We start from the raw sequence: 25350 nt of genomic DNA, 5'->3' as shown, positions 1-25350 counted from the left end.
AGCTGGGCTACTTTGCTTATCTCTATCCTGATTAAACTTCAAAAGGCTGCCCAATAACAGCATCTTCGTCAAGAACTAAGATTCCTTTTTCTTTTGGTGCATCTGGTAGATTCAACTCTTTTGCGGAACAAATCATGCCTGATGAAGGAACGCCTCTCAACTCTGCATCTTTGATCTTCATCCCACTAGGCATAACCGCTCCTACTTTGGCAACAACGACTTTCTGCCCTTGATCGATGTTTGGAGCACCACAGACAATCTGCAACGTATCCTCTCCGACATCCACTTGGCAGACACTTAATTTGTCGGCGTTCTCATGTCCCGTTTTTTCCTTCACGTAACCAACGACAAACTTAGGACTTAAATCGAAGTCGAGTACATCGTCGAGCTGATTTTTTGTAAATAGGTCTTTGATTGGGGTAAGCATATCTTCGGTTAAACGCATTTTCCCCTGTCCATCGATATTAAAATACTTAGAAGCATTGAAGATATTGTAGCCGAGCAAAGAACCGTCCTTGCTATCCGTTATTTTCACTACATCTCCGTAAGCTTCTTCTTTAAAAGTATCGCGGTCTCCTTCTTTGATTGGAATAATCAGGACATCTCCAATTCCTTGCTTGTTGTAAAATACATCCATGTTCTACTCTTCCTTTCGATCCTTATTCGGTTTCTTCTGAGCAAGAATGAAAATCGGTTCCAGCTGCTTATCCTCATATAAAAACGATAAGGAGGTAACAGGCACCGTTCCTTCTGCAAAGAATTTCATAGCCATCTGAGCTAATATATCATATCCTTCTGAATTTTGGACATCTGCAAAAATAATGACATCCTGGTGAGGAATGCTGATGGCAAGCTCTCCTTTACACTCGGCTTTGAGCTTTTCAAGAAGGGCTTCATTTAGGATACGGCTAGCATCATAGCCGTCTCTTGCCGAATGGAAATAAAAGTCATTTCCATATACGCTGTCTTTTTTCATCTCAACAGGAAGAGAACGCACATTAAAGCCAGCCACTTCCTTGATCCTGTCTAGAGACCAACCCTCGTCTTCTAACATTTTCTCATCAATTAATTGATAAGATTTGCCTAAATCCAGAGCATAATATATACGTGTTTCTGCCGTATGGTCGACATAAATCAACTTTTTCCCCTGCTCGGTTTCTGTCGGAAAAGAACCGGCTCGTATGACAGGGAAAATGTGCTGTTCTTTCCCTGTCAGCTTATGATCTTCATTCATAACCCGAAGAGCTTCTTTCACATGGTCTTCAAGCTCATCAATGGCTTCTTCCCCGCGTGCTTCATACTTTGAAATCACATTTGGCAATGTAATAGTAATTCCTTTTCCAGTGTTGTTCCACTCGACACGGAAAGTATCTTTATCTCTATTGAATGTCGTTTTCCATTGGTCATTCGCTAGACGTTCTTCTAGTTTTTTCTTCATCTTAATACTTGTCATCTTCATCTTTTTTCCTCCTTTATTATGGGAAGAAAGAATTTGTTCTCTATTTTCGTTTCTTCAAACTACATCGTTTTCTATTATACACATTTACCCCTACATAACAAAAGCACAACGCTATTCAACTATCTGGCAGGATTGTTGAATACTTGATTTCGAGACTTTTGTTGAGTGAATTGGGGCTGCGAGACTCCCGTGGGAGAAGGAGATAGGCGAGATCCCACAGGGCTTTAGCCCGAGGAAGCTCGCCACTCCCCCACAGGAAAGCGAGTAGCTTCCCAACCACCCACGGACTCCAAATACGGAAAAGGAACACCGGTTATCTCGAAGCTGATTCTTCCACAATCGGAGCTTTAGTGATGAAATTAGATTGAATATAAAGAAACAGGCCGTGCTTTGGCACGGCCTGTTTCTTTTTACTGGTCAAGTTTGTTTATGAAGTCTTCAATCTGTTCTTTAGTTTTTCTGTCCTTACTGACAAAGCGGCCGACTTCTTCGCCGTCTTTGAATGCGAGGAAACTCGGAATGCCGAACACATCGTTTTCTGCGCAGATGTGAATGAATTGATCGCGATCAACATATACGAATTTCCAGGCTGTGTACTTTTCCTCCAACTCTGGAAGGAATGGTTCAATCACTCTGCAATCTGGACACCAATCTGCAGAAAATAAGAAAATAACAGGTTCATTATTTTGAAGTTCTTTCATTTGTTGATCTGATTCTAATGTAATCATTTCAGGTCACCTCCAACGTTATTCTAGCACACCATTAATCGTATTGAATAATCATATCCCCTGGTTGGATCCACCCTTTCTTGCGGAACCAATATGCCACAAGATAACTAATCAGGGCTGGGCCAATAAAATGAAAACTGATGATGATCCAGAGGATTTCCCAAGAAAAACCCATGGACTCAAACGTCATAATTTGACCGACAAATCCGCTTGTCCCCATTCCTGAACCAGCTGCATTGTTTTCTACACTTAACCAAACGGTTGCGATAGGGGCCAAAACAGCTCCTGCTATGGTTGGAGGAAGAATGATAAGCGGTTTTTTGACTACGTTTGCAATTTGAAGCATGGATGTTCCGACTCCTTGAGCGAGCGCACCGCCAAATCCGTTATCTCTGTAACTGATGGTGGCAAAACCGATCATCTGTGCTGCACAACCTACAGTGGCTGCTCCGGCTGCCACGCCATCTAAGGAGAGCATCAAAGCAATAGCAAGGCTGGATATAGGTGCTGTCAAAGCAATTCCCATTAAAACAGCCACAAGTGCTCCCATGATGATCGGCTGTTGTTGTGTCGCCCAGTTAATAATGCCCCCTACTCCTGCCATAAAGCGCCCAATAGGCGCCCCGATAGCTGCCGCCACACAATAACCCACAATAATAGTGATAAAGGGAGTCAATATGATATCTATTTTGGTTTCTTTACTGACGATTTTTCCGAATTCCGTGGCTAATAAGGCTGCTATATAACTTCCTGCAGGGCCACCTAGCTCTGCGCCGGAGGCTCCACTGAATAAAGCTGCAAAAATTACGAGTGGAGGCGCTTTAAGACCATAAGCAATCGCAGCTCCAATAGCTCCACCCCATATTTTCGTGTCCATTGCAAAAGTACCCATCTCGATGAATGATTCAGAAAGAACGATTATATCTGTCTGCTCGCCAATCGTTTTAATAATTAATCCAATAATTAGTGAAGAAAAAAGCCCCAATGCCATGTAGCTTAACGCTGTGACAAAATAAGCCTGAAAGGACAATTGAACGCCTTTTCTTTTTAAAAAAGTAAGCATTGCTTAACCTCCTGAACTGACCAAAACTATCATACACCCAATTCAAACAGGTGTAAATACACTTCCGTTAAGTCGATATAAGTCAAAAGACTCCCGCCATTGCGTGTTTCCCTATTGTTTTACTAGATAAAAAGATCTATAATTAATCAGTATATAGAGAAATTTGCGAATATTTAAAAGGAGGGGTCGAATGAAGTCGATTAGAAACCGAATGCGTTTTCTGTTAATCGTGGCGGTTGTTGGAATCTTTGCCATCTTTAGTTTTTCTACATATTTCTTTCAAGAACAAAAAGAGATGGAACAGCGAACGCAAGAAGTGCAGCAGTCACTCGCTGATAGTCAAAAAATTAATTACTTAATGTCTAAAACCTTGATTGAGCAACAAAAGTTCTTTCATAACCCGAGCGCTGAGCAAGGGGAGGCAACAGCAGCCGCCATCCAATCAGTGAAAGAAACAGCTACTAATTTTGCCAACGCTTATAAAAATTATCCTAAGATCGAAAGTCAGTTCACTGAAATCACTAAGAAAGCTATAGAATATGAAAAAGAATTAGGTCCTTTGGTCAATATGTATAAATTAGTGGGGTTTACTGAAGATGAAGGGTTGCATCAACACATTCAAACGTCCTATGAAAGTTTCAACGGTGTCATTGAGTCCGTGAATAGTGACCCATTGAAAAATTCTTTACTTGCCATGAAGGTAAGCGAACGCAATTACATCAACGAGCCAAACTCCGAGCAATTAACCGCATTTAAAACCAGCTCTCAAAATTTCAAAGACACGATTAAAGAAATGGATTTGGATGCCGAGCAGTCTGCCACCTTAAACCGGAACCTTTTAAAATATGAACAGACGATCAACTCCATGGATAATACATTCAATCAGGCCAACGCCATCCGCACGTCCTTTGAAAGTATTGCAGCAGATGTTTCCAGTCAAGCTGATCTCGTCATGACCACAGCCAATGAATTACATGCTTCCCTGCTTGAAGAACAGCAACAGCGACAGCAGTGGTTAACAACATTACTCGCTATTATTGGTGGAATCATTTTATTAGTCATCTTGACCACGGGGGTCTTCTTAATTCGTTCCATTAAAAAATCCATAGACAGTCTTAAAGAAAGCGCCACGATTATTGGTGATGGCGATCTATCTCATCGTGTAGATTTGACTTCCAAAGATGAGATGGCTGAGCTAGGTTTACAGTTTAACCACATGGCCGCCAGAATGGAACAGTCCGTACGTAAAGTGCTTCAAGCAACGGGTGTCCTTAATACATCTTCTGAAAGTCTGACTTCTATTTCTGATCAAACAGCAAATCAAGCAGAAGAAGTGAACGAAGCCATTAGTCAGGTAGCAGCTGGATCTCAGGATCAAGCTCAAAAAATCGATGAAACCCATCAATTCATCCAGCAAGTCACAGAAGCTATCATCGATACAAAAAAAGCATCAGGAACGATCGAAACGAAACTGATGGAAGCAGAAACCGAAGGACATGCCGGTTTACAAACGGTCGCTGAGTTAGAAAAGACTTCAAGAGATTTTATCGAACTTGCTTCACACATGACAGAGGAAGTTCAGAACGCTTCAAGAAAATCTGAAGAAGTCAATAAAGTGGTCACAACAATTGAAGGGATTGCAGACAGTACAAATCTTTTAGCCTTAAATGCCGCAATTGAATCCGCCAGGGCTGGTGAAGCAGGAAAAGGTTTTGCCGTCGTTGCCGATGAGGTTAGAAAATTAGCGGAGCGGTCGAAACAGGAAGCAGGAAGCATTCAAGAAATGGTCGCAACCATGTCCAGCCAAATGACGACTCTTTCTGATGAAGCAGAGAAATTTAAACACTTCCAATCTTCACAAGATATAGCTGTCACGCAAACCAAAGATGCTTTCGACCGGATCGCCTCCTTTGTACAATCTATGAATGAACAAATTCAGGAAGTAAATGAAGCCGTTGAAGGTGTGGATCGTGTAAATGAGGAAGTAAAAGAAAGGCTGCAAAGTATTAGTGTGATTTCTGAAGAAGCAGTAGCTACAGCAGAAGAAGTCGCGGCCTCTAGTGAAAATCAATTAACATCAATAGAAAAAGTTCACCATTCAGCTACTGACCTTCAAGAACTTTCTCAGGAACTGTCTGCTGAAATCAGCCAGTTCAACATCAATGAAAACCCATCAATAGAAGGAAATTCTGATGAAGCGTTTAAGGAAGCGGGAGAGCAATTGGAAACAAAAGAAATTAAAGAAGATCCAAATTCAGAAGCACATAAAAAAGTAGAACTTATCCATGAAGAAGAAAGACTTTCTTCATAACCATCAGGAAGTCCAGCAGAAGTTCCTTTGCTGGACTTCCTTTTTCACATCTTTCATACTAAAGAAAAGGGAAATTTAAGGAGGATGAACCAATGGAATTAACCATTTATCTAGCAGGGCAGATTCATGATGATTGGCGAAATGAAATACGAAAAAAAGCAGAAAGAGAAAAGTTATCCATCCACTTTGTAGGTCCTCAAGAGAATCATGCACTTTCTGACGATATTGGGGAGAAGATTCTAGGGGAGCAGCCAAATAAAACCTATCGTGATGATGCTGCATCGAGCATAAATAATTTCAGAACACGTGTGTTACTCCAAAAATCCGAGGCCGTCATTGCTTATTTCGGTGAGTCATACAAACAGTGGAATACGGCCATGGATGCAGGTGCTGCCATTCAGGCAGGAAAGCCGTTAATTTTAGTAAGACCTGAATCACTTGTCCATCCACTCAAAGAATTATCTAACCAGGCCGATGTAACCGTGGAGACTCTGGACCAGGCCCTTGAGGTCCTTACCTACTTATACGAATAAACCTCAAAAAATTATTAAAGTATATGACAGGATTCTTGAAGACTCAGTTTCGAGATGTTTTTTGAGTGGATGGGGCTGCGGGGAATGACTCGCTTTCCGCGGGAGCGCGGTGAGCCTCCTCGAGCTTCGCTCTGTGGGGTCTCACCAAGCACTTTTTTCCCGCAGGAGTCTCCCCATTCCCCTCCGCCCCTTTGCCATGGAAGATTCTCGAAACCACTTCTGGAAAAATCAGCTTGTATGATTGAGGGAAGTGGATAATATAACCCCCTCCACAGCTGGCATTCACAACGTAAAAGCTTGATACAGAGCGCTTTATGCATGCTTAGGAGAGAAGGATGGGAGAAACTCCTTCTCGGTATAGGGGTTCGTTTCTCCCTTATATGGAATGGGGTTGTTGAAAAGCTGCGAGACTCCCGTGGGAGAAGGAGATAGGCGAGATCCCGCAAGGCAATAGCCTGAGGAAGCTCGGCGCTCCCCCACAGGAAAGCGAGTAGCTTCCCAACAACCCCTGACTCCAAATACGGCAAACGAACCCCGGTTATCTTGAAACTGAGTCTTCCAGAAAAGGGAGCTTATCTACAATAAACTGTAAGACATAAGAAAAGGATGCATCTAATAAAGATGCATCCTTTTCTTATTGATCATAGGACCACTGTCCTTTTAATAATTTCACTACATGGGTGAACATTTCTTCCCTGTGAATGACACCATTCGTAAAAATACCGATGGCCCCTTCGTTTTTTCTTACATCATGTTTGTCCGTAAATTCATCCATGACTTCTCCAAGCTCTTTCCCCTTTTCCAACCCTGCTTTAATTTCATCAGGGAGGAGGATACGAGCACCACTCGCGGTGTAGACGTTCTCTTTACCGTCTACTAGTGCCCCCCAATTACATAAGTAAAGGTCATCTTCAATCTCCATAACTCCACCTTCAAGTCCAATTCCTATATGGGCTTTGTTTTGAGATGCACATTCTCTCGCACGATTGATCGCCCCTTCTAATGTCTCTTCATCAGAAAAAGGTTGAGCTGCAACTTTCGATTCTACTTCCATTCCGATGACTTCCATCTCCGGAAATACACTTTTTACGGATTCAATTTTCGTAGGGTTTTGGGATCCCACATAAATTTTCAGCATAGCGAGCACCTTTCTCCTTCTCTAGCCGTTTATTGCCATTATCTCTCTTGATTGAGGACTTCATACAAGATCAATGGGACCTGTTCACCAATTTTAGCATAAAGTCACTTCGGCTGAAATCAGCTGGTGTGACTTCTATTTCTTACACATTTCTTCTGATTTGTTCCACGGTGTTTTGATCTGTTGTTTTTACCAGTTGAATCAGGAGTTCTTTCGCTGCAGCATAGTCATCCACATGAATAATAGAAGAGGATGTATGGATATAACGGGAACATACACCAACAACCGCGGATGGAACCCCGTCGTTCGCCATATGAACTCTTCCGGCATCCGTTCCTCCTTGAGAAACAAAATATTGATAAGGAATATCATGGGTTTCAGCAGTATCTAGAATAAATTCACGAATCCCTCTGTGTGTAACCATCGAACGATCTAGAATTCTTAGGAGTGCCCCTTTACCTAACTGGCCAAACTCCTTCTTATCCCCGCTCATATCATTGGCAGGAGACGCATCTAACGCATAAAAAATGTCTGGTTGGATCATATTAGCGGCTACTTGTGCCCCCCGCAGTCCAACTTCTTCTTGAACCGTAGCACCTGAGTAAAGCTTGTTTGGAAGCTTTTCTCCTTGCAATTCTTTTAAAAGCTCGATGGAAAGGCCGCAGCCATAACGGTTGTCCCATGCTTTTGCCAGGACTTTCTTTTCATTAGCCATTGGAGTGAACGGGCAAATCGGGACAATCGGCTGCCCTGGCTTTATACCAATTTCCTTAGCATCATCTTTGTCATCTGCACCGATGTCAATGAGCATATTTTTAATTTCCATCGGCTTTTTCCGTTGTTCTGGTGTCAAGTTATGTGGAGGGATGGAGCCAATTACTCCTACTACAGGGCCTTTCTCTGTCATAACCTGAACACGTTGTGCAAGCATGACCTGATTCCACCACCCTCCAAGGGTTTGGAAGCGAAGCATGCCGTTATCGGTAATTTGAGTAACCATGAATCCTACTTCATCCATATGGCCTGCTACCATAACGGTAGGTCCTTTTCCATTCTTCAACCCAAAAATGCCACCCAAACGGTCTTGTACAATCTCATCTGAGTACTTTTCAAGTTCCTGCCTCATGAACTGACGGACAAGGTGTTCATTCCCAGGCGCGCCTGGGAGTTCGGTCAATGTTTTAAAAAGACTTTGCGTTTCTTGATTCATATGTACATCTCCTTTTTTTCCTTCTTTCCATAGTTTAACGGAATTTTGAAAACGTTTCTACAAATGAGTCATGTTTATAAGTTTTGATTTCCTTTTATCGGGTATATTTAGTATACTGGAGATTAGAAATAAGTTGTGAGGTGATTGGTTGATGAACTGGAAAAAAGTCGCAATAGCAGCTGGTGTAGGAGCATTGGCAGGCTACGTAGTAAAAGAGCAATTAAGTAACGGCCAAGGAGTGACTCCTGAAAAAGCATTAAAAATTGCTAAAGAAGCTTTTAAAAAGCAAGGACCGATCAGTGGCTCATGGATTTACATGAAGCCAGAAGAATTGAACAAAAACGGAATTAATTACGATGTGTACCGTGGAGGCATTTCAAAAAACCAGGACGGCGAAACATCTCAATTTGAATTTTACATCGATACGGAAACAGGAACAATTGTTGACGTTGCTGAAACTACAGCTTAAACACAAAAATACCCTCGTACTCGAGGGTATTTTTTTATTGATAGTGATGTTCTCTTTCCTTTAGCTTGTCCAGGATCTGTCCTTGCTCATCAAATTTCAATGCTCTGTATATGGCATCATGGTAAAAAACATACCAAGCACGACGTTGATAGCCATACTCCATCCACTTTTTCTTCTCATGCACAGAAGTTACAGGATAATCATCATACGCAAGGGCCCAGAGTGGATTTTGATGAGCATGAGTTGGCATAAGGTCTGCCATGTGAATGAATACATCATCACCATCTTCAAAAGTGATGATCGAGTGTCCATTACTATGGCCACTTGTATGAATCATCTTCAAACCAGGCAGCAAATCAAACGAATCTTTAAACGTATGTACTTTTCCTTCGACCGCTTCCCAATTTGCTTGCCAATACGTATTTTTTGACCTCATGTTCGGATGGCGCATTTCCTGCCATTCCACTTCGCTCGTATAAATGGTAGCGTTGGGGAAAGTAGGAACGAGCTGATCCTCTTCCCACCTCGTCATTCCGCAAGCATGATCAAAATGCATATGAGTCATAAGCAATGCGTCAATCTCTTCCGGCTTGATATTTAAGCTATCTAAACAACGGAGGACGGATGACTCTTCCCAAACTCCAAAATTCCTCTTCTGCTTATCTGACATCTTTTCATTGCCTATACCTGAGTCGATCAGCATCTTTTTCCCATCAACCTCTAACAAAATCGGGTCTGTTCGCAATTCAATTTGATTGTTTTCATTCACGGGATATTTTTTGCTCCATAAAGGTTTCGGAACTACTCCGAACATCGCTCCTCCATCCATGTGAGTCACCCCACCATTCAACCACGTCAATGAAGCTCGTCCCACTTTCAGGTTTTCCACCGGCAATCTCCTCCCAATAACAAAGATAGCTCTAGTTTATCATAATAACTAGAGCTAATGAAAACGGTATCATTTAGGGAATCGTGCCGTACAACGATAGATGGGTTGTCCCTTTGCAGAAAACTTTTCCTCATATTCTGTCTCCACATTTAAAGGGTCTTCATCTGCATGCAAGTCAACAGAGACATCTTCCAGTATCATACCGAAATTTGAAAAGCTGACGAGAGAATACTCAAAGAGCCCTTTATTATCTGTCTTCAATGTAACTTGTCCTTCTTCCTTCAACACGGCTTTATACTGTTCTAGGAACGTATGGAAAGTCAACCGGCGTTTTTCATGTTTATTCTTCGGCCATGGATCTGAAAAGTTCAAGTAAATATGATCCACTTCGTTATCTTCAAACAAATCCCTTAGGTCTTTGGCATTTTCGTTGACCATACGGACATTGGTTGTTTCAGCTGCCAGGACTTTCTTGACCGCTCCGACAATCACACTCTTCACGAATTCCAACCCGACAAAGTTAACATCCTGATGCTGTTTCCCCATACCAGCAATAAACTGACCTTTACCTGAACCTATTTCTAAATGCAAGGGCTGCTCTTGGTTATCGAAAAGCTCCTTCCATTTTCCTTTCATATCAAACGGTTGTTGGACGACAACTTTATCATTTTCCCTTAAAAAGTCATCGGCCCACGGTTTATTTCTTAAACGCATGTATTGGATTCCTCCTTCTTATCGATAAAATGGTACCATGAAGCTGCTAAAAATAAAAATTTTTCTCGTTTTCCTTGTTATATGAGGAAAAACAGATCTAACTCGTTTATATAAGACAATGCATGAGCTAATGATGCATCAATATGATTATCAACGATAAATTTCGAAATATGAATGGTTTATGGGGTTGGGTTGTAAGCGCTTACTGATATAGTATTAGAATCGTGCATTATTAAATAAACAGGAGTGATGATCGAAATTATGAAAATGATCTCTAAAGCGATTGAACTGACTGTATTGGCTGTTTTCTCTGTCCTATTCGCAGGTTATGCACTATTTATATACCCTTTTGAAAAATTATCAGAAACGATGAGCGCTGAAGTAAAAGAAAAGAAACTAAAATATACACCAGCTACAGAAAAAACCGTTGCGTAAGCAGCGGTTTTTTTCACATCAAACCCTCTCCTCTTCCACTAACGCTCCCTTTTCTGGAAGACTCAGTTTCGAGACTTTTGTGTGAGTTTAGGGGCTGCGGGAAAAGGTTCGCTTTCCATGGGGCGGGCGGTGAGCCTCCTCAGGCTACGCCTTCCGGGGTCTCACCTGTCCCACACGTCCCATAGGAGTCTCACCGTTTCCCTCCGCCCCTTTGCCATATAAGTGTCTCGAAACCACTTCCAGAATAAGTTGCTTTTATGCACAGATTTAATGGAGGATACGAACTTGCAGGCACTCTATTCTGGGTGCGGAAAGCTTGTTATGTAGCGCTTTATGCATATAACACAAGGATAGTGGAAGACCCCCCACACAGTAATGGGGTTCGTTTCTCACATTCATCGAATGGGGTGGTTGGGAAGCTGCGAGACTCCCGCGGGAATGGATTGGCTGGCGAGACCCCACAGTGCGAAGCACGAGGAGGCTTGCCGTCATCCCCACAGGAAAGCGAGTGGCTTCCCAACCACCCCTGACGCTCCACACGGCAAACTAACCCCGAAAAGTCTCGAAATCGAGTCTTCCACAATTCTGCCATTTAGTTGAATATGAAATTTAAAAAAGTTCCATCTGAATAAAATTCAGATGGAACTTTTTTATATGATTTCATGCTTTTTCATAATTTTTTTCAGCTTCTCGGTCCGAATGGAAGCTTCATCGTATTCACCTCTCATTTGATGCCATTGAATGAAAGCCAGGGCCTGCGATACAGAGTACCACTTCATTCGTTCAAACATATGAGAGTCAGGGTAGATTCCATATTCTTTTAACCATACGTTCCAATGATCTTCGGGGATATAATTATACAATAGCATTCCAAGATCAAGAGCTGGATCTGCTACCATTGCGTTATCCCAGTCGATAAGGTAAAGCTGGTCTTTGGAAGACAACAACCAATTATTATGGTTTGTATCGCAATGACAAACGACGTGTACATCATGGTGGACATGGTGAGCGTGTTTTTCTAAAAACTTGATGGCTTGATGAATTTCGATCCGGGGATCTACTTGATCCAGAACCTTTTGGTTTTCTTTTATATCTCTCAGTACTTCATCTGGTGTTAACGGATGTTTTCCGAGCCTCATGAGCATATCAAGAAGTTCTGTGGAATGATGGATTTTGCTAAGAAGGTTTGCCACACGTCTATGTTTCATCTCCTCAGGCTTCAGTTCGCGTCCTTCCAGCCACTCCTGTGCTGTAATTACATCTCCGTTCTCAAGCCGTTTGGTCCATACAAGCTTTGGCACAATACCTTCAGCAGATAAAACAGCTAAAAAGGGGGAAGAATTACGTTTTAAGAATAAACGTTTCCCTTCGGTCTGAGCGTAGTAGGCTTCTCCTGTCGAACCGCCTGCTGGTGTTATCGTCCAATTACTACCAAGAATATGTTCCAACCATTTCACCTTCAATTCCTCAAATCCTCTTGTGATTGAATCACGACTTTGTTTGTTGTTCTAGTATATCGTACTTTGGTAATGATCCAAAATTTTCATGATACCGATTCAACAGTTACCTTATTTTAGATTAACCCATCAATCTGTCAACTTTCAAGAGATATCTATCAATCCAAGTAGAATGTTGTCGATGTTTCCGCTTTCTTGATGCTGCAATCACAGCAAGAGCCATTTTGACCATCCACTTGAAAAGGGAGCGGTTGTCCCGAACTTATATGCACAGAGGAAGCTTTCCATTCTTCCACTTCCTTCATCTTTGTATGCAGACCAAAAAATACGCTGATAAACATGGCCAGCAGCTTCTTTTTAGATATCGGTTTGACTACAAGGATGGATAACCCTTTACTGTTTATGTTCGCCTTTGGGGCAATCTTCATTCCACCACCATAATAAGGATGATTGGTTATGGTCACCATCATGGCTTTATGGATGTTCATTTGTTTCCCATCAAGAGAAAGCTCAAATTGGATGGGTTGGGCCTTCGATATGGATCGCAGAAGAGCAAGAGGATAAGTAAGTTTAGTTATATGAAGCCTTTTTGTCCATGAGCGGTATTTTTGCTGATTGGCTGCCGCTACCACCACACCATCAAGCCCAAAGCCGATACTATTCATAAACGTACGCCTTCCATGCTTCTTCCTATTATTAAGACTGTAGTTTGCAAGATAGACCTTTGATTTCTTTGGGTTTCTCACATAGGATCGAAAAAGTTTTAATCCTCGCTTCTTCAAGGACATCCCTCTGGCAAAATCATTCCCTGAACCCGCTGGTATAAAACAAACAGGAGTTTCAGAATAATTTATTATTCCATTCACGACTTCATGGAGCGTACCATCCCCTCCAAGGACAATAATCCCTTTCAAAGACTCATGATGGATTTTGGTCACTTGAAGAGCCAGTCTTTCTGCATGCCCGGTTTCTTCAGTTAGGAATGACCGACAATTCTCTTTTTTATATAGCGGTTCTTTTTGTATGCGCCGAAACAGGCTCATTGCTTTACCATTACCAGCTACTGGATTGACAATCATTATGTACATGAGACATTTCTCCTACCTATGTGATTATATCATTATACAACATCCCTATTATTCTAGTATACTATTAGTAAAAAAGGAGGGGTATACTTTGGCAAAGGATTGTCAATATTGTGGTACTTCTGTATTTATTCCAGAACAGGGAGCATTAGTTTTGAACTCCATACATCCTCATCAAGGAGGAAAGGAATTTCCACTTCGTCTCACCTATGAAAGTCCGGAGGCAAAAGTTTATAGCTATAAGAATAAAGATGAATTAAGACTTGCTCTGGTGGATTGGTTTGAAGGTTCAACGCCAGATTATTGGGTACATATTCTCAATACCGAAAACTCTCAATCATTTCCGATTTCTATTCAACATTTATATGAAAGATTGCAATACCCTGAATTAGCGGAGTTGATCCATTCCGGATCTTTTCAATCGCACTTACAGCCCATTGTTGACATGAAGAACAACCGCGTTTACGGATATGAGTCTCTACTTCGGACGAAAGACCTTTCTGTACCACCCGGCGAATTATTTTCATATGCCAGCCGCTCTGGTCTCCAATCCATGCTTGATCAAAAAGCACGCAGAACAGCGGTAAAAGCAAAGTCAGAACATCTGAATGCGGGAGATAAGATATTCATCAACTTTCTACCATCGACGATTTATGTACCGGAATTTTGCTTGAAGCACACGTTCCAAATCGTTAAAGAATTTAACATTGATCCAGAAGATCTTGTTTTTGAAGTCGTTGAAACAGAAAAAATCGATGATGTGGAACATTTAAAATCCATCCTCGAAACCTATAAAGCGTCGGGAATGAAAGTGGCATTGGATGATGTCGGGTCCGGTTACAGCACATTAGAGATGCTCAGTCTGCTTCAACCGGATTATTTGAAAATAGATCGTTCTTACATTCAAAATTGTCATTCGGATGTGAACAATCAAGCTTTTCTATTCGATGTGATGGAACGAGCAAACCAGTTGAACATCCACGTTCTCGCTGAAGGGATCGAATTGCAAGAAGAATGGGAATGGCTTCAACAATTAGGTGTTGATTTTGGCCAGGGTTACTACATCGGAAAGCCACAGGCTGTCCCGGAAAAGGAATTCATCCTTCCGTAAAACTGTCTTCCATGTCCCATTCCGGGCGTTTAACAGCGATTGTCCTGCAATGTTTCAACAAAGCTTCTGCTACCTTCAATTGGTCATGCTTCAATGGAGATTTTAACGCCCTTTTCTCATGAAACCATGAGGTATATTGATCTTTACCAATCCAGTCGGTTCTATAGGGAACTTGTTCCGAAACAAATCGCATATTTTTAGACAAGACGACTTTGCGATATGGAAAGTCCAATTGATATTTATTCAGTACACTTTTTACAAATGTTTCTGTTCTGCGGAGGGAGTGCATCGGGCTCAACACCTTGCTTTGCACCCCCTCCTTTTCAATATTCCAGCTATTTTCTGAAGTAGGATGAATGGATTCGCCGTTTGGGTGAGAGAGGAGAGAGATGATTTCAATACCAGATGGACCGATAAGCAGATGGTCGATCTCCACCTCTGCGTTTTTCATTTGCACAACAGGTTCAAACATAAGAAGAAAAGTATCCGGAAACCTTTGTAAAAAATACTTCAAGTCAGAATTTTGCTTGTAAGAGGGATCCAGAAATGATTTTTCCATTAGAGTAGTCGTCGCCCATTTCAACTGAAAGGGAATTAAACCATCTAAGTAGTATTGTTTTAATTCTTCCGTTGAGGAAGGAAAATCATCTTCGCTCAGAGGATTTTTTATGGATTCTTCCGCTTCTTCTTTCGATTTCTTTTTAAAAAACTTTTTAATCCCTTTCTGCTCCTCTTCTTCTATTCTTTTGCCATTTTCGATTGGCTTTTCAACCCAACCTTGTTCGAACCGTTTTTTCATTTTATTCCAATGATCACTTTTTAATTTTACATATTGGCTGGGATACTGATAGATATTTGTTTCATATCTGGAAATATAATCATTTAATTTAATCAATTGTGCCATATTAAATCTTCTGACCACCTTTAATCGTCGCAACTGTTTCATACTTTGGATGCTTTCCAGGATGGATTCGGAAAATGGAAAATTCGTTCACGACCATTTCATACGTTTCAAAAAGGGTAGAGGCCTCGGAAGCCTCCATTAATGGGGAGACCCCTTCTGCCTGCTTTTTCGCTAATGTGATATGGGGATTGAACTCGCGTTTTTCCTTTTGAAAACCTAACTTTTCACCAATCCCATCCACTTTTTCTTTTGTTTCCAATAAGGAAGGTGCCTTCTCCACTTGTGCATGGAAAACCCTCGGTCGCTCCTGATCACCGAAACAACCAGCCGGACCCACAGTTAAAGAATACTCAGAAGGCCAGCTTTCATTTTTCAAACGTTGGACATATCGTTCAATCCTTTCATCGGAACAACTACCGAGAAACTTTAATGTGACATGCAAATCTGCTTTCGCCGTCCAATCTTTATAGTTCATTGTCTCTCTCAGAATGGATTGCCAGTTCATCAATTTTTCACTAATCTCAGAATGGACTTTTATACCAATAAAATAATGACTCATGCCATACGCCCCTTCATTTCAGGTTGAACCATTTTATTAACGACCAGAAGAATGATGATTCCTATAAAAGTCATGAAAGAAAACACACCATACATGAACGACACACTATAAAGATCAATCACCAATCCTCCAACGAATGTAAAACAAGCATTCCCAAGTCCGTTTCCGACAGCTGAATATAAGCCCACAGCCGTAGCCCTTACATCGTCCGGCGCCAGTTCCCGAACCAGGATGAGAGCAGCGGGTATGTAGAGTCCCACGGAAACCCCCTGGGCAATCGTCGTTGCGTAGACGACTGTACTAGAGGGTTCAAAATAATAAAACAACCATCTTAAACAAGAGACCGATGCACTGAAAATGATAATAAATACAACGCCAAAACGATTGATGACCATTTGAGCGAACTTCATGAATGGTGCTTCACTTCCAGCGGCAAGCAGAAAGGCAAGTCCTACCCCTGAAAGCGTCCCTCCTACAACTAATATAAACGTACCAAAATAATAATTATTCGCTAAGACAGGACCAAAGATGAGAAAGTTAGATACAAGAAAAAGCAGGAATGGCTTTTCTTTAATTAAGGTCTTTAATCCCTCTCTAAAGGAAACCGTCACCTCATCGGCGCGCTTTGGAAATTCAAATAAAGTCAGTAAAGCGAGCAGTAATCCTAATGAAAAAGAATAAAAAATCCAATTCATTGAACCAGTCGCTTCTGTCAAACGTCCTAAAACAAATACAGCCACAGCGAAACCAACGGCTCCCCAAAGGCGGATGTTACCATATTCCTTTCCATTCCGTTGGACAAAATTCAATGATAAGCTGTCAGACAAAGGAACGATCCCTGATTGAAACAATGCGATACAAATGATGCCTAGTAAGAGGACGGGGAACAATTGCAGCCAGGGATAAAAGATTCCCAGCACGGAAGCGAAAATGGAAGCGATCATTAACAACCGTTTAGGATTCCTTGTATAATCACTCAGCATCCCCCAAACCGGTTGTACAAAAATGGTGACCAGGGGGAGGGCTGCGATAACGATGCCGATTTGTGTGTGATTCAGCCCTTTTTCCTCTTCTAAAAAGACAGATAATAGAGGAAAAATCGAACCGAAGGCAAAAAAAGTAAAAAAGTAAAACATCTGAATAAAGCGATATGTTTTCTCCGTGGAAGGTTCGGACATTACGTGGTCCCTCTTTCTTTATCTTGTCAATGCATATAGACTTTCGGCATAGATTTCAATGGCCTTGATCATATCTGAAATTCTTACATGTTCGTCCCTTTGGTGAGCCGTATCCGGGCTATCATCAAATAAGGCCCCGAAAGCAACGCCTGCATCAAGGGCTCTCGCATAGGTCGCCCCTCCCATCGTCTTCGCTTTCGCTTCTTCACCAGTGACGTTGTTATAAACAGAAAGCAATGTGGTGACAAACGGATGGTCCTTTTCAAGGTGAATCGATGCTAGATGGTCGAAGACTTCATACGTGCCCTCATTTTTTGCAGCGAGATCTTTTAATTTCTGATCAACGGCTAAATAATCTGCACTCACAGGATACCTAAGGTTGAAACCAAGCTTACAGGTATGCTCATCCATCGCAATCGACCCGAGGTTTGAAGTGAGAGATCCGGAAACTTCATCCATTTGCTTTACATTTAAACCTTCCCCACCTGTAGATTCAAAGGCCTTAAACATATTTTGTATAAATAATTCGTACTCATCATTTAGCGGAAGGGATTGTAGAAAACGTAATAAGGCTGTAATGGCATTCTGTCCTTCTTCTGGTTTGCTTGCATGCACGGCAATGCCTTTCACTTTCACCTCATATTGTCCGCCTGTAGACTTTACTGTCCCCTCAAGCTTGTGTTGGGCTAGATATTCGTTAAAAACCTCGTATATATTCAGGGGAGATTCAATCCATGCCGCTGCCTCATCAGGGACCATATTTAAACGGTCTCCACCTTGCACGGAGATTACCTTTGTTTCTCCCTCATTTTCAGGTAGCGTATAGGTGATGTAGCTGTCTAACAATCCTTTTTCAGCATGAATGACCGGAAAGGATGCATCGGGAGTGAAGCCTAGAGAAGGCATCGTCTCCTTCTTAAAATAATAATCGATTCCCTTCCAGTCTCGCTCTTCGTCGGTACCAAGAATTAAACGAATTGTTTTCTTAGGTTCAAACCCTTGTTCTTTTAAAAGTTTCATAGCGATGTAGGCAGCCATCACAGGCCCTTTATCATCTTGAGCACCACGGGCGTATAACTTGCCGTCCCTTATGGTCGGTTCAAAAGGGGGGGGGTGGTCCAACCGGCTCCTGCCGGCACAACATCCAAATGGCCAAGAACACCAATGATTTCATCACCATCCCCAAATTCAATGTGGCCGCCATGTCCATCTACATTCTTAGTAATAAATCCATCTTCTTCCCCAATACTCAGCATTTTTTCCAAAGCATCATGAATAGGTTTTCCATAGGGATACACAGGATCTTCTTCGTAAACACTCGGAATTTTCAACAACTCCATCACGTTCTCTAAATATTCCTTTTCGTAATTCTTACTCAACGTATGAAAGTCCATACTCATTCTCCTTTACTTAGAATTTTTTCATATGTCGGTTTGTCACATACAGCATATAACTCTGCCCCATCCGGTATAGATTCATCCAATTTGCGATTGATGGTTAGATCATTCCGATCAGCAATTAAAGTCGCACCATTATCAAGTAAAGACTGAAAAGCATCCCGATATGTTCTCCAGTTCCCTTTTTTCGGAATATAATATAAGTCTTCTCCCACCGATCTCTTAAGCAACTGTCCATAGATGCCGGAGACACCTTTTCTGAAAGCTGAACGGACGGCAAGGGAAGAAATCGTTTCATTGGAAACGATGAATTCATCGATTTGGGCATGTTTGAAATTTTTCACATGTTTTTCTTCCATAATTTCTGCAATGGTATGAACATTGGGTGCTACCGTTTCAATAGAAGAAGCAATTAAGAGAGTTTTCCCATCTGTCATTTGTTCATTGCCCATTCGCTCATCGGCAAATATAAGAACGGCTTTTGCTTGAGAAATGTTCGCCTTTTCTAACGTATCTTCGTCCGAAGCCTCGCCTTTTATGTAGTGGATATTTTCTGTAAGAATCGGAGCTTCTTTTAATTGATCTATGATGACAATATTGCATTCCTTATTTGTTTCCATCATTTCCTTTACCGCAAAATGGGCTTTTTGAGACCATCCAATAATAACGAAATGACCACTATCTTTATACACAATATCACCTTCCAGTCGTTTTTTTCGAAAAATGGCTAGGCCATCAATAATTTTTCCTATCACAATACCAATAAGTCCAATACCTATGACATATAATAGTATCGCAATGGAACGTCCTGCCACCGTCACCGGAAAATAGTCCCCATAACCTACAGTTGTAACCGTTGTCATCACCCACCAGAAACCATCAAAAAGAGTTGGGAAAGTATCATTTTCTACAACAACGATTAAAATACTGGAAACAAGAATAAGAAGAGCGCTCGCAGTAAACAGTACAGTATTGTTTACTCTTACCATTTTCAAGAAAATCTTCCGAAGTAAAATCATAGTACCAGCCTCCTAACTTTTAATATTTTGTAAATTAGATGAATAATCTGTAAATTAAAACGATTATAGTAGCACGTTCCGTCTCATTATTGTAGAATGAAACCAACTTCAGAGATTCACATGCACCACAAGTTCCATACAATGACGATTAAGGAGTGGTTTTTTGAATCATCCATCATCCCGCATGCTCAATCGGATCAAAGCTGTTTACCTCTATATTAGAGACCGGGGAACAGTATCGACTAATGAGTTAGCAGACGAGTTCGGTATCACTGACCGTACTATGCAGAGGGACTTAAGCATTTTGGAATACAACGGGCTTGTATCAAGTCCGCACCGTGGAAAATGGACAATCACTGAAAAGAAAGTCAAAATATCATAGAAGATGAGGATATAGATGACACCCGGAAAAGATTCCGGGTGTTTTTTTGGTTGATCATTCAAAGTTGTCTACTGTTCTAAGTTTGTGATTCCCATCAAATAGTCAATTTCTTCATCTGTCAGCTCTCTGTACTCGCCAAGGTCAAGATCTTCATCCAGCCCAAGTTCGCCGATCATCACCCTTTTAAGATAAGTCACCTTTTTATCAACGGCTTCAAACATGCGTTTCACCTGATGAAATTTCCCTTCCGTGATGGTCAACTCTATTTCGGAAACATCGTCAGATTCGAGAATGACCAATTTCCCTGGCTTGGTCTGATATCCATCATCCAGAGTGACTCCTTCAGAGAATTTCCTCACATCTTCTTCTGTTACTTTTCCATCGATGACAGCGAAGTAAGTCTTCCCTACATCTTTTTTAGGAGAGGTTAGTCGATGATTAAGTTGTCCATCATTCGTGATCAACAACAACCCCTCTGTATCCTTATCCAGTCTGCCAACAGGGAACGGGTCAAATACCTGGTCCTCGGGCTGCAAAATATCAATCACCGTTGGATCATGCGCATCTTCCGTCGCAGAAATCAAATCGCCTGGTTTGTTCATCATCAAATAGATGTATTCTCTATACTCTACTTCTTCCCCCATCACCGTGACCAGATCTTCATCAGGATTTACGTGGGTTTTCGGACTTTTCTCAGGGTTGCCATTGATTCGTACGTTTCCGCCCTTCAAAAGTGTTTTCACTTCTTTTCTCGTACCATAACCCATGTTGGCTAAAAGTTTATCAATTCTCATCCTGGACCAAATCTCCTTTTATCCTCTTTTTAAAAATCTATCCAGTACACGAACACGCTCACCTAAGACACGCTCGAGCAATGTTGTCTGATAGGTTAACCACAGGTAAACAAGACCTCCAGCACCTATACTGAAGAACAGAACGATCAGTGCATCCAGTCTACTTTCCATCGGATCTAAAATGAAGCCAAGCACCCATTTGATAAAGAGCACGACAATGGCCATGATCGTTGTCAAAATCAGAACAAGCAACGTCCTCTTAAACAACTGTTGGTAAGAAAATTCAATGGAAGTGAAAATACGTCCAAAGTTAAGGATAACCGATGCAGCAACACCGATGCCTGTGGCAATGATCGCTCCTTTTGCTCCAAATAGTTGAATGAGCCACCAGTTCAGTCCCAGTTTTAGTAGAATTCCTGTCCCAAGACTTATGACAGCAAAATTCTGTTTATTGATCCCTTGTAGGATGGATGAAGTTACTGTATATAAGGCCAGGAACAATCCTACTGGCGCATACCAGCGCAATAGATCTCCCCGATATTCGAGCTCCTCAATCCCATAAAATGTACCATAGGCCTCAAAAGCTACAACTGAAAGACCGACGACAGCTGGGATGATCAATAAGGCGACGATTTGTAGTGCCTGGTTAATCTGGTGATTCAGACGATTCATCTCATTTTTAGTAAAAGCCTGAGTGATCGCTGGTAACAATGCTAACGATAATCCAAGTCCTAATGTGACCGGAATCATAATTAATTTATGACTCAGGAAATTGATAATCGAAAAAGCATTGTTATACTCCAATCCAGAGGCTTTGATTGCTTTCTCTAACGTAAACTGATCGACAAGCTGATACAATGGTGTAGCAATCCCCACTAAGATGAATGGGCCTGCATAGGCGAATAACTCTTGGAACATTTCCTTGTTGGACAAACCATATGTGTACTCCTGGGCCTCTAACTGGCGATCCAAGAACGGTTTTCGCTTTCTCCAATACCAATAAAGGACGATACAAGAAGCAATTCCACCAATGAATGCGGCAAACGTTGCAAAACCGACCGCTTGAGGAATAGGCCCTTGTAAGACTTGAACAATAATAAAAACAGAAACAAGCAAGAACACAATTCTTACAATTTGTTCAATGACCTGTGAAACAGCTGTAGGCGCCATGGATTCATGCCCTTGGAAGAATCCCCTCGTAATACTCATAGGCGGAATCACAAGCAGTGCAAAGCTGACCATTTGTATGACCATTGTGGCATGTCCAAGTCGATCAGAGTTTTCACCAATCGTCCATGCAGCCACCTGCTCTGCAGAAAAGAATAAAATCAAGAATGCTAATACACCAGTAATGGACATAAGAGTCAGACCAGCTTTTAACATTTTACGACCTGTTTCATAGTCTCCCAAAGAGTTATACTTTGAAACAAACTTGGAGACAGCTACAGGTACCCCCAAACTGGAAAGACTAAGTAATATGCTGTAGGGAACGTAAGCAATCGAAAATAGATCTGTTCCTTCCGTACCTACCATATTTTCAAACGGAACGGTATAAATCATTCCTAGAAACTTTGACAAAAATGTTCCGGCCGTTAATAACATCGTACCTTTAAGTATCTTTGACATAATTCGCTTTTCACCTTCAATTTTATTGTAGAATCGACCTCATCTATTTTATCATAGATAAAGGAAGAACAAGGAACGAATGACCCAAGAAAGGAAGACATCCATGACTTACCAAGTAACAGTTATTGGTGGAGGGCCTTCAGGACTCATGGCTGCTATTGCTGCAGCCGAGCAAGGTGTCGACACTCTGCTGATTGATAAAGGAAAAAAACTAGGAACAAAGCTTGCCATATCGGGAGGAGGACGGTGTAACGTCACCAACCGCCTTCCAGAAGATGAAGTGATCAAACATATCCCGGGAAATGGAAAGTTTTTATACAGCCCTTTCTCTGTTTTCAACAATTATGACATCATCGATTTCTTCGAAGGACTCGGTGTAGGTTTGAAAGAAGAAGATCACGGACGAATGTTTCCTGTCAGTAACAAGGCCAAAGATGTAGTTCAAGCCCTTTTAAATCGTATGGAAGAATTGAATATTGAAGTTCGTAAAGAAACTCCCGTCGAGGCCATCCATTATGGAGATAACGAGCACCAAGTCATATTGAAGTCTAAGGAGAAGATATTGACCCGATCACTGATACTGGCTGTAGGTGGTAAAGCTGTGCCCCATACAGGCTCCACTGGAGATGGATATGCATGGGCAAAAAAAGCGGGCCATACGATTACCCAGCTTTTCCCGACCGAGGTTCCCCTTCTTTCCAAAGATTCTTTTATTAAAAACAAGACATTGCAAGGACTTTCTCTAAGAGATGTCGATGTTTCTGTGTTAAATGAAAAAGGAAGAAAAATCGTTACACACCGGATGGACATGTTGTTTACTCACTTCGGCTTATCAGGGCCTGCCATTTTAAGGTGCTCTCAATATGTTGTCAAAGAATTCATGAAAGGACACCGACCTGTAACCATTGAAATTGACGCTCTACCTGATGAGAAAGAAAATGTTTTATTAGACAAACTTCAAAAGATGATGGAAGAACATTCAAAGAAAACCTTTAGAAATGTGATCAAAGGGATGGTACCAGAACGACTGCTTGATTTTGTTCTTGAGAAATCTGAGATATCCCCTGATGAAAAATCTGCCAACATCTCAAACGAAAAGTTGCGGAATTTCACTCAATTGTTAAAGAAATTCCACGTCCATGTTCATGACTCTCAGCCGATTGAAAAAGCCTTCGTCACAGGCGGTGGTGTTTCAATAAAAGAGATCATCCCGAACACGATGCAATCCAAGCTTATGGAACGCCTCTATTTCTGCGGGGAAATTCTTGATATCCACGGTTATACAGGTGGATACAATATCACCTCTGCCATGGTCACCGGCAGGGTCGCAGGAATGCACGCAGCATGGGAAGCGATGGCATAACTTTAGATCTTTAGCTTCCATACGTTGTTAAACTAAGTTACAGGTTTCTTGAATACTTGATTTCGAGATGTTTGTGCGATTCTTGGGCTGCGGGGAAAGTTTCGCTACGCCCCTTTACCATGTCAGTGACTCGAAATCACTTCCGGAATAAGCACCTTGTATGTATAAGGAAAAGGAAGGGATATAAACTTCATTAGCACCCATTCTGTTTGCGAATTATTGATATAGAGCGTTTTATGACTGCTTCCGGGTGGGAGTGGAATACCCCCCATATTAGTATAGGGGGTCGTTTCTCTCCTGAAAGGTTGGAAAGCGAGTTGCTTCCCAACCTTTCCTTACGCTCAATTTAGCAAACGAACCCCAATTATTTCGAAACTGTGTCTCCCGCAACCGGGAGCAAAAATGAGTAAGGTTGGAAGAATAAAAAGAAGTCGAGAGAGGGTCAGCCCTTTCTCGACTTTCTTTGTTCATATTCTTTCAATCTACCTAATTCCTCATTTATAAGATGCTGCATCTCTTCACGATCCCCCTGAGAAACAAAAGGATCAACCTCATCCCAATCCACCATATACACAATATAAAACCTTCGAATTCGTCTGAAATAAACCGTAGAATGCGGAAACTTATCAAAATACCCTCGGACCATTTTCCTTCTCGAGTGGCTCCAACGCACTAGTTGCATATCGGTCCCTCCGAACATACATTCTCTTACTCAGTATAACGAGGAATATTAAGAAACTCAAGAATTTCTACCAAATAAATACAAGTCCTAAATAAGCGAAAAGAAGACTGCTAGATAAATATAAGAATCCATACATTTTTAACCTTTCGTAGCGGTTGGTGATCCCAAATACTCCAACAAATGCCAGCCATACAATAATCCCTACAAAGAAAATATGTTGAAGAAAACCGATTTCTTCCTTTAATGATACTAAATAAAAACCAAACGGGATTAATAATAACATTACTGCATACTTCCAATTCCAAAACGTATTCCTTTTCCTTACCAATTCTGCCATTACCTACACCCTTCCTTTCATAAATAACTCCCAATTCACCATTTCAGTTCCCTTACATGTGCTCATATGTTGGCTCAGCTCTAAAACCATATGAATCCTATGTATACTATTATTCTATCAAATGTTTTGCTAATATCCATAAATAAATAACCCTTCAGGGATATTCCTGAAGGGTTATCGTATGATGTGGCGGCGTCCTACTCTCACGGGGGTAAACCCGACTACCATCGGCGCTGAAGAGCTTAACTGCTGTGTTCGGCATGGGAACAGGTGTGACCTCTTCGCCTTCACCACCACATCAATATAAAGTTTGAGGTGAACCCTCAAAACTGGATAAGGAAACATCTTGTTTGAAAGAGTACAATCTTTTCACGAATGATTTTTATCAGATAGATAAGTCATCGATCCATTAGTATCCGTCAGCTCCACGTGTCACCACGCTTCCACCTCGGACCTATCAACCTCATCGTCTCTGAGGGATCTTATTTGCTTAAAGCAAAGGGAAAT

General features: G+C 41.5%; 27 protein-coding genes and 2 rRNA genes. 7 read left to right on the top strand and 22 right to left on the bottom strand.

All coding sequences use genetic code 11. The annotated features are described in order from the left end of the window. Positions 1-31: 31 nt before the first annotated feature. From ytpR to BLS23_RS00125, 4 genes are all read right to left on the bottom strand, one after another. Positions 32-637, bottom strand: a complete 606-nt coding sequence (gene ytpR, locus BLS23_RS00140) for a YtpR family tRNA-binding protein (RefSeq protein ID WP_089650493.1) — start codon at positions 635-637, stop codon at positions 32-34. A gap of 3 nt (positions 638-640) precedes the next feature. Further along, on the bottom strand, positions 641-1459 hold the full coding sequence (locus BLS23_RS00135; protein WP_089650492.1) for a DUF1444 domain-containing protein: 819 nt from the start codon (positions 1457-1459) through the stop codon (positions 641-643). A 410-nt stretch (positions 1460-1869) separates the two neighbouring features. Beyond that, positions 1870-2187: a thioredoxin family protein gene (locus BLS23_RS00130; protein WP_089650491.1), complete on the bottom strand. Its 318-nt coding sequence runs from the start codon at positions 2185-2187 to the stop codon at positions 1870-1872. 34 nt (positions 2188-2221) lie between these two features. Next, positions 2222-3250 (bottom strand): PTS sugar transporter subunit IIC, encoded by a 1029-nt coding sequence (locus BLS23_RS00125; protein ID WP_089650490.1) that lies wholly within the window; start codon positions 3248-3250, stop codon positions 2222-2224. A 190-nt stretch (positions 3251-3440) separates the two neighbouring features. Between BLS23_RS00125 and BLS23_RS00120 the strand changes: the two genes are divergently transcribed. Further along, positions 3441-5561, top strand: coding sequence for a methyl-accepting chemotaxis protein (locus BLS23_RS00120; RefSeq protein WP_089650489.1), 2121 nt, complete (start codon positions 3441-3443; stop codon positions 5559-5561). Between the two features lie 92 nt (positions 5562-5653). After that, positions 5654-6094 carry a YtoQ family protein gene (locus BLS23_RS00115; protein WP_089650488.1) on the top strand — a complete coding sequence of 147 codons (441 nt, stop codon included), beginning with the start codon at positions 5654-5656 and terminating at the stop codon, positions 6092-6094. A 634-nt stretch (positions 6095-6728) separates the two neighbouring features. On the opposite strand, the gene BLS23_RS00110 is transcribed toward BLS23_RS00115, so the two are convergent. Further along, entirely contained in the window at positions 6729-7229 is a 501-nt protein-coding gene (locus tag BLS23_RS00110; protein WP_089650780.1) for a DUF84 family protein, read from the bottom strand. 145 nt (positions 7230-7374) lie between these two features. Beyond that, complete coding sequence (locus BLS23_RS00105; protein ID WP_089650487.1) at positions 7375-8442, bottom strand: M42 family metallopeptidase; 1068 nt, start codon at positions 8440-8442, stop codon at positions 7375-7377. Positions 8443-8593: 151 nt separating this feature from the next. Here BLS23_RS00105 and BLS23_RS00100 point away from each other — a divergent pair, with 151 nt between their 5' ends. Continuing rightward, a complete protein-coding gene (locus BLS23_RS00100) occupies positions 8594-8911 on the top strand; it encodes a PepSY domain-containing protein (RefSeq protein WP_089650486.1) in 318 nt (105 codons plus the stop codon). A 34-nt stretch (positions 8912-8945) separates the two neighbouring features. Here the strand turns inward: BLS23_RS00100 and BLS23_RS00095 are convergent, their stop codons facing one another. Both BLS23_RS00095 and trmB read right to left on the bottom strand, forming a co-directional pair. After that, a complete protein-coding gene (locus BLS23_RS00095) occupies positions 8946-9800 on the bottom strand; it encodes a YtnP family quorum-quenching lactonase (protein WP_089650485.1) in 855 nt (284 codons plus the stop codon). A gap of 69 nt (positions 9801-9869) precedes the next feature. After that, complete coding sequence (trmB, locus tag BLS23_RS00090) at positions 9870-10514, bottom strand: tRNA (guanosine(46)-N7)-methyltransferase TrmB (protein ID WP_089650484.1); 645 nt, start codon at positions 10512-10514, stop codon at positions 9870-9872. A gap of 249 nt (positions 10515-10763) precedes the next feature. On the opposite strand from trmB, the gene BLS23_RS00085 reads away from it, so the two are divergent. After that, positions 10764-10949 carry a hypothetical protein gene (locus BLS23_RS00085; RefSeq protein WP_089650483.1) on the top strand — a complete coding sequence of 62 codons (186 nt, stop codon included), beginning with the start codon at positions 10764-10766 and terminating at the stop codon, positions 10947-10949. Positions 10950-11599: 650 nt separating this feature from the next. On the opposite strand, the gene BLS23_RS00080 is transcribed toward BLS23_RS00085, so the two are convergent. Further along, positions 11600-12406 carry a phosphotransferase family protein gene (locus BLS23_RS00080; RefSeq protein ID WP_208599151.1) on the bottom strand — a complete coding sequence of 269 codons (807 nt, stop codon included), beginning with the start codon at positions 12404-12406 and terminating at the stop codon, positions 11600-11602. Between the two features lie 158 nt (positions 12407-12564). Continuing rightward, positions 12565-13494, bottom strand: coding sequence for a diacylglycerol/lipid kinase family protein (locus BLS23_RS00075; RefSeq protein ID WP_089650482.1), 930 nt, complete (start codon positions 13492-13494; stop codon positions 12565-12567). An 88-nt stretch (positions 13495-13582) separates the two neighbouring features. On the opposite strand from BLS23_RS00075, the gene BLS23_RS00070 reads away from it, so the two are divergent. Continuing rightward, positions 13583-14602 carry an EAL domain-containing protein gene (locus tag BLS23_RS00070; protein ID WP_089650481.1) on the top strand — a complete coding sequence of 340 codons (1020 nt, stop codon included), beginning with the start codon at positions 13583-13585 and terminating at the stop codon, positions 14600-14602. Here BLS23_RS00070 and BLS23_RS00065 read toward each other — a convergent pair. Genes BLS23_RS00065 through BLS23_RS00045 form a run of 6 tightly spaced genes read right to left on the bottom strand, consistent with a single transcriptional unit; the run spans position 14589 to position 19659 of the window. Beyond that, on the bottom strand, positions 14589-15506 hold the full coding sequence (locus tag BLS23_RS00065; RefSeq protein ID WP_089650480.1) for an NERD domain-containing protein: 918 nt from the start codon (positions 15504-15506) through the stop codon (positions 14589-14591). The two genes, BLS23_RS00070 and BLS23_RS00065, sit on opposite strands and share 14 nt — an antisense overlap. A 1-nt stretch (position 15507) precedes the next feature. Continuing rightward, complete coding sequence (gene thpR / locus BLS23_RS00060; RefSeq protein WP_089650479.1) at positions 15508-16065, bottom strand: RNA 2',3'-cyclic phosphodiesterase; 558 nt, start codon at positions 16063-16065, stop codon at positions 15508-15510. Next, positions 16062-17243, bottom strand: coding sequence for an MFS transporter (locus BLS23_RS00055; RefSeq protein ID WP_089650478.1), 1182 nt, complete (start codon positions 17241-17243; stop codon positions 16062-16064). Before BLS23_RS00055 ends, thpR begins: the two co-directional genes overlap by 4 nt. Before the next feature lie 18 nt (positions 17244-17261). Further along, positions 17262-18365, bottom strand: a complete 1104-nt coding sequence (locus tag BLS23_RS00050) for a Sapep family Mn(2+)-dependent dipeptidase (protein WP_244157012.1) — start codon at positions 18363-18365, stop codon at positions 17262-17264. Then, a complete protein-coding gene (locus BLS23_RS21945; RefSeq protein ID WP_244157011.1) occupies positions 18332-18637 on the bottom strand; it encodes a zinc-binding metallopeptidase family protein in 306 nt (101 codons plus the stop codon). Before BLS23_RS21945 ends, BLS23_RS00050 begins: the two co-directional genes overlap by 34 nt. Before the next feature lie 2 nt (positions 18638-18639). Then, the gene (locus tag BLS23_RS00045) at positions 18640-19659 is read right to left on the bottom strand and encodes a potassium channel family protein (protein WP_089650477.1); all 1020 of its coding nucleotides are present in this window, start codon (positions 19657-19659) and stop codon (positions 18640-18642) included. Between the two features lie 184 nt (positions 19660-19843). Between BLS23_RS00045 and BLS23_RS00040 the strand changes: the two genes are divergently transcribed. Continuing rightward, positions 19844-20041, top strand: coding sequence for a DeoR family transcriptional regulator (locus tag BLS23_RS00040; protein WP_370551134.1), 198 nt, complete (start codon positions 19844-19846; stop codon positions 20039-20041). A 68-nt stretch (positions 20042-20109) separates the two neighbouring features. On the opposite strand, the gene BLS23_RS00035 is transcribed toward BLS23_RS00040, so the two are convergent. Both BLS23_RS00035 and BLS23_RS00030 read right to left on the bottom strand, forming a co-directional pair. Continuing rightward, on the bottom strand, positions 20110-20835 hold the full coding sequence (locus BLS23_RS00035) for a pseudouridine synthase (protein ID WP_089650475.1): 726 nt from the start codon (positions 20833-20835) through the stop codon (positions 20110-20112). Between the two features lie 18 nt (positions 20836-20853). After that, the gene (locus BLS23_RS00030) at positions 20854-22461 is read right to left on the bottom strand and encodes a putative polysaccharide biosynthesis protein (protein ID WP_089650474.1); all 1608 of its coding nucleotides are present in this window, start codon (positions 22459-22461) and stop codon (positions 20854-20856) included. A 103-nt stretch (positions 22462-22564) separates the two neighbouring features. Here BLS23_RS00030 and BLS23_RS00025 point away from each other — a divergent pair, with 103 nt between their 5' ends. Next, the gene (locus BLS23_RS00025) at positions 22565-23824 is read left to right on the top strand and encodes a BaiN/RdsA family NAD(P)/FAD-dependent oxidoreductase (protein ID WP_089650778.1); all 1260 of its coding nucleotides are present in this window, start codon (positions 22565-22567) and stop codon (positions 23822-23824) included. Positions 23825-24266: 442 nt separating this feature from the next. Here BLS23_RS00025 and BLS23_RS00020 read toward each other — a convergent pair whose 3' ends face one another. The 4 genes from BLS23_RS00020 to BLS23_RS00005 form a co-directional block, all read right to left on the bottom strand. Further along, positions 24267-24506 (bottom strand): hypothetical protein, encoded by a 240-nt coding sequence (locus tag BLS23_RS00020; RefSeq protein WP_244157010.1) that lies wholly within the window; start codon positions 24504-24506, stop codon positions 24267-24269. 67 nt (positions 24507-24573) lie between these two features. Continuing rightward, complete coding sequence (locus BLS23_RS00015) at positions 24574-24843, bottom strand: hypothetical protein (protein ID WP_089650473.1); 270 nt, start codon at positions 24841-24843, stop codon at positions 24574-24576. Positions 24844-25027: 184 nt separating this feature from the next. After that, a 5S ribosomal RNA gene (gene rrf, locus BLS23_RS00010) occupies positions 25028-25141 on the bottom strand. A 91-nt stretch (positions 25142-25232) separates the two neighbouring features. Further along, positions 25233-25350, bottom strand: a 23S ribosomal RNA gene (locus tag BLS23_RS00005); the annotation flags it as partial.

Origin of the sequence: Halobacillus aidingensis, assembly GCF_900104185.1 — a bacterium.
Taxonomy (GTDB): domain Bacteria; phylum Bacillota; class Bacilli; order Bacillales; family Halobacillaceae; genus Halobacillus; species Halobacillus aidingensis.
The sequence above is the reverse complement of the archived record's forward strand: the minus strand, read 5'-3'. Positions and strand labels throughout refer to the sequence as shown.

Bases quoted from the DNA above. Each gene is read 5' to 3' on its own strand.
- BLS23_RS00020 (WP_244157010.1), bottom strand. From the start codon at position 24,506: ATGCAACTAGTGCGTTGGAGCCACTCGAGAAGGAAAATGGTCCGAGGG.
- BLS23_RS00125 (WP_089650490.1), bottom strand. From the start codon at position 3,250: ATGCTTACTTTTTTAAAAAGAAAAGGCGTTCAATTGTCCTTTCAGGCT.
- BLS23_RS00135 (WP_089650492.1), bottom strand. From the start codon at position 1,459: ATGAAGATGACAAGTATTAAGATGAAGAAAAAACTAGAAGAACGTCTA.
- BLS23_RS00045 (WP_089650477.1), bottom strand. From the start codon at position 19,659: ATGATTTTACTTCGGAAGATTTTCTTGAAAATGGTAAGAGTAAACAAT.
- BLS23_RS00105 (WP_089650487.1), bottom strand. From the start codon at position 8,442: ATGAATCAAGAAACGCAAAGTCTTTTTAAAACATTGACCGAACTCCCA.
- BLS23_RS21945 (WP_244157011.1), bottom strand. From the start codon at position 18,637: ATGGACTTTCATACGTTGAGTAAGAATTACGAAAAGGAATATTTAGAG.
- BLS23_RS00035 (WP_089650475.1), bottom strand. From the start codon at position 20,835: ATGAGAATTGATAAACTTTTAGCCAACATGGGTTATGGTACGAGAAAA.
- trmB (WP_089650484.1), bottom strand. From the start codon at position 10,514: ATGCGTTTAAGAAATAAACCGTGGGCCGATGACTTTTTAAGGGAAAAT.
- BLS23_RS00100 (WP_089650486.1), top strand. From the start codon at position 8,594: ATGAACTGGAAAAAAGTCGCAATAGCAGCTGGTGTAGGAGCATTGGCA.
- BLS23_RS00120 (WP_089650489.1), top strand. From the start codon at position 3,441: ATGAAGTCGATTAGAAACCGAATGCGTTTTCTGTTAATCGTGGCGGTT.
- BLS23_RS00075 (WP_089650482.1), bottom strand. From the start codon at position 13,494: ATGTACATAATGATTGTCAATCCAGTAGCTGGTAATGGTAAAGCAATG.
- BLS23_RS00030 (WP_089650474.1), bottom strand. From the start codon at position 22,461: ATGTCAAAGATACTTAAAGGTACGATGTTATTAACGGCCGGAACATTT.
- BLS23_RS00040 (WP_370551134.1), top strand. From the start codon at position 19,844: ATGCTCAATCGGATCAAAGCTGTTTACCTCTATATTAGAGACCGGGGA.
- BLS23_RS00130 (WP_089650491.1), bottom strand. From the start codon at position 2,187: ATGATTACATTAGAATCAGATCAACAAATGAAAGAACTTCAAAATAAT.
- BLS23_RS00025 (WP_089650778.1), top strand. From the start codon at position 22,565: ATGACTTACCAAGTAACAGTTATTGGTGGAGGGCCTTCAGGACTCATG.
- BLS23_RS00015 (WP_089650473.1), bottom strand. From the start codon at position 24,843: ATGGCAGAATTGGTAAGGAAAAGGAATACGTTTTGGAATTGGAAGTAT.
- BLS23_RS00115 (WP_089650488.1), top strand. From the start codon at position 5,654: ATGGAATTAACCATTTATCTAGCAGGGCAGATTCATGATGATTGGCGA.
- BLS23_RS00085 (WP_089650483.1), top strand. From the start codon at position 10,764: ATGATCGAAATTATGAAAATGATCTCTAAAGCGATTGAACTGACTGTA.
- thpR (WP_089650479.1), bottom strand. From the start codon at position 16,065: ATGAGTCATTATTTTATTGGTATAAAAGTCCATTCTGAGATTAGTGAA.
- BLS23_RS00065 (WP_089650480.1), bottom strand. From the start codon at position 15,506: ATGGCACAATTGATTAAATTAAATGATTATATTTCCAGATATGAAACA.
- ytpR (WP_089650493.1), bottom strand. From the start codon at position 637: ATGGATGTATTTTACAACAAGCAAGGAATTGGAGATGTCCTGATTATT.
- BLS23_RS00055 (WP_089650478.1), bottom strand. From the start codon at position 17,243: ATGTCCGAACCTTCCACGGAGAAAACATATCGCTTTATTCAGATGTTT.